Origin of the sequence: Pyrobaculum sp. (assembly GCF_049971835.1) — an archaeon.
Taxonomy (GTDB): domain Archaea; phylum Thermoproteota; class Thermoprotei; order Thermoproteales; family Thermoproteaceae; genus Pyrobaculum.
The window spans coordinates 1-927 of record NZ_JBMFKV010000391.1 but is presented as its reverse complement, the minus strand read 5'-3'; the positions used below and the strand labels follow the sequence as shown (position 1 = coordinate 927).

The 927-nt window shown below is 61.1% G+C and carries 1 tRNA gene and 1 pseudogene; both read right to left on the bottom strand.

Annotated elements, in window-relative coordinates:
* A pseudogene (locus ACP5J3_RS14900) lies at positions 1-283 on the bottom strand (hypothetical protein); the annotation flags it as partial.
* A 303-nt stretch (positions 284-586) separates the two neighbouring features.
* Positions 587-678 (bottom strand) — tRNA-Gln (locus ACP5J3_RS14895).
* Between the last annotated feature and the right edge of the window lie 249 nt (positions 679-927).

Here is a 927-nt window from a genome sequence, read left to right as displayed (position 1 = left end):
ACAGAAGGACGGCGCAGTTTTTCACAACGCCAGCCGCGTCGTAGTCCCTTGTAACGACGGCGCACCCAGCCCCGCACTCAGCCTCGCACAGCTCCGCGGCGTATATCTCGGCGGGCTTCTGCTCGGAGAGGCGGCAGTCGAGGCCGTAACTACGGCACGCCTCAAGATAGCGCCTCGCGAGAGGCATGTGGGTCTCGCTCCAAGCGTCCACCACGAAGACGGCGTCTAGGTCAGCCCCCGTCAGCACCCCCGTCCAGCTACCCGCAGTCCAGGAATTGCCCAAGCCAGATGCGCCATTAACCAACCCTGTGGATTGCGAGCAGTGTCTAGGTCCACGGAGACTGGTGTGCCGAATCTGTCGTACGCCAGCACCACCTCCCTCCACACCGCCAGAAGCCCCCCTACAGGTCACGGGGGAGCGGGAAGGGAGGCTGGCTGAGGGACTCCACCTCGTTCCTCAACTCCAGAAGTCGTACGCGGCGATCCAGCCTCACCGCCAAACTTCAATCTTAATAGTAAGGTAGGTTGTTGCGCAGGCTCGTACACCCCTAGAGAAGCGCGGCGGCGTGGGTGAAGTCCCGTAAAGTGGTAGCCCGGCCGGGATTCGAACCCGGGCCACGGGGTCCAGAGCCCCGCATCCCAAGCCGGGTTGTCCTTTGGCCGCTAGACGACCGGGCTCCGTCATGTTTTTTCTACGGGTTTATGAGTTTTTCCCTCATTTACTTCAACGCGAATCGACGGCTTCGCCTTACCGATCGCCCTACTCTGCACATGGCGTGGCACTAGTGTACCGTCGTGCAGAGCGACCTCCGCAAGTTTTCCAAGGTCCTCGGCTAGTGAGGCGGCTTGACTGAGGATTTGGGCTGTACCACAGCCACGACGCTAGAGTGGACACATCCACAGAGCCGTGCCAGTTTCAACGTCTAT